Here is a 2,309-nt window from a genome sequence, read left to right as displayed (position 1 = left end):
GAAAAACTAGGAAGTGGTTCTGTAGCTTTTTCAAGTGTTGAAGGAAAAGACATTCACCCAGAATCGTTTTTAGGTATTATCTACAAAGGAGGGGTTATCGTACCAATCTTGATTACTTTCATGATTACTGTAATCGTTTTCTCTTTTGAAAGATATTTCGTTCTTGGTAAAGCAGCTGGAAAAGGAAACTTAGACAACTTTGTTGTACAGGTAAGAAGCTTACTAAACCAAAACAAAATCGACGAAGCTATCGAAGAGTGTGACAGACAACAAGGTTCTGTTGGTAACGTAGTAAAAGAAGGTCTTACTACTTATAAAGCACTTTCTCACGATACTACATTAAATAAAGAGCAGAAAATGGTAGCACTTAACAAAGCTATCGAAGAAGCTACTACTCTTGAGATGCCAATGCTTGAGAAAAACATGATGATCCTTTCTACTCTAGGTACAGTTGCAACCCTAATCGCACTACTTGGAACAGTAATCGGGATGATCAAAGCGTTCTTTGCATTAGGTTCAGGAGGTGGTACTCCAGATGCTGCTGCTCTATCTACAGGTATCTCTGAAGCCTTGATTAACACGGCATTAGGTATTGGTACTTCAGCAATCGCTATTATCCTTTATAACTTCTTTACATCTAAAATTGATGGATTAACTTACAAGATCGACGAGATCTCTATGAGTATCCAACAGTCTTTCGCTGAATTCAACTAAGAATTAGCAAGATATTTGCATTAGCAATTAAAAGAAGTTTAATTAAAAATATTTTATAATAATGGCGAGAGTCAAACCTAAAAGACATGGAGTAGTAACGGACATGACCGCAATGTGTGACGTTGCGTTCCTACTTCTTACGTTCTTTATCTTGACCACTCAGTTTAAAAAACCTGACGTGGAGCAGATCAAACCGCCATCTTCAATTTCGGAAAAATTGCTTCCTGATGCTAGTTTAATGACTATCAACGCTACTCCGGACGGAAAATTCTATTTCCAGCCAGTAGAAAATGCATCAGAAAGACTTGCTCTTTTGGATAAAATGGGACAAAAGTATGGGATTACTTTTGACAACAACCAAAAAGCTGCTTTCCAGAAAATTCAGGCAATTGGAGTTCCAATGAACCAACTTAAAGGGTATTTGGATCTGCCTGCAGATGAGCAGAAAAATTATAAGAGTCCTACAGGTATTCCTATGGACAGTACAAATAAGCAATTAATTGATTGGGTAAAAGAAAGTTTGAGCGTTAACCCTGACTACAAGTTGGCGATTAAAGGTGACGTTACAACAGAATATCCTAAAGTTAAAAGTCTATTTGAGGGTTTAAGAGATATTGATTTTCTTAAATTTTGGTTGATTACATCACAAGAAGGTAAACCTAACGAATAATATCGATAGAAATGGCAGAAGTACAAGTACAAGAAAAAGGCGGCAAGGGCGGCAAGGTCCGTTCCAAGAAGCAAAACACCAGAGTCGATATGACTCCGATGGTGGACTTGGGTTTTCTATTGATTACCTTCTTTATGTTCACAACTACGTTCAGTAAACCGAACGTTATGGATTTGGGTCTTCCGGCTAAACCGAAAGATGAAACAAAAAAACCACCTCCAACAGAAATTAAACTTTCTAACTCAATTTCTATCTTATTAGGAAAAAATAATAGAGTTTTCTGGCACCAGCAGGATGCTACATCCTTGAATGACCAAACTCTTATGGAAACTACTCTTGACAGAGAAGGAATTAGAAAAGTAATTCAGCAGGCAAAATCTAGAGCTGCAGATCAAACGAAATTTACCGTGATCATTAAGCCAACTGACGATGCTGTATATAAGAACTTTGTTGATATTCTTGATGAAATGGCAATTACCAAAAGTGAGCAGTACGGGGTTACTGATATCAAACCTTGGGAGAAAGCTATTTATGAGAAAAAAGTAGGAGGTGCTGCTGCACCGGCCGCTGCTACAAAGTAATTTAACCATAAAATTGTTATATCTAATCTATGGCAGATGAAAATGTATACGGTCAGAATCTTACTTTAGACGAGATCGTATTTGAAAATAGAAACAAGGAATATGGTGCCTATGATCTTAGACATCAGTATCCGAGACTTTTAACAAAGTCTTTTATTATCGGAACAGCATTATTCCTTTTGGCAGCTTTGTCTCCGTTCATCTATCTTACGATTAAAAATCTTACAGCTCCGCCTAAGCAGGAAGTGAAGGCAGATCTTGTAGATATTATCGAAGAAGATCCGATTATCGAGCAGCCTAAAGAAGAAGAACCACCTCCACCACCACCACCTCCAAAAGAAGAG

General features: G+C 37.5%; 4 protein-coding genes. All 4 read left to right on the top strand.

All coding sequences use genetic code 11. From position 1 onward, the window contains the following. A partial coding sequence (locus tag GB932_RS21850) for a MotA/TolQ/ExbB proton channel family protein (RefSeq protein WP_156758900.1) occupies nt 1-714 on the top strand: 714 nt, incomplete at its 5' end. A gap of 61 nt (nt 715-775) precedes the next feature. Then, entirely contained in the window at nt 776-1,384 is a 609-nt protein-coding gene (locus tag GB932_RS21845; protein ID WP_062675755.1) for an ExbD/TolR family protein, read from the top strand. Between the two features lie 11 nt (nt 1,385-1,395). Then, nucleotides 1,396-1,965, top strand: coding sequence for a biopolymer transporter ExbD (locus tag GB932_RS21840; protein ID WP_062675756.1), 570 nt, complete (start codon nt 1,396-1,398; stop codon nt 1,963-1,965). A 29-nt stretch (nt 1,966-1,994) separates the two neighbouring features. Then, the coding region (locus GB932_RS21835) for a hypothetical protein (RefSeq protein WP_197517194.1) at nt 1,995-2,309 on the top strand (315 nt) is incomplete at its 3' end.

The sequence above is a fragment of the Microbacterium karelineae genome (assembly GCF_009745985.1).
In the GTDB taxonomy this organism is placed as follows: domain Bacteria; phylum Actinomycetota; class Actinomycetes; order Actinomycetales; family Microbacteriaceae; genus Microbacterium; species Microbacterium karelineae.
The sequence above is the reverse complement of the archived record's forward strand: the minus strand, read 5'-3'. Positions and strand labels throughout refer to the sequence as shown.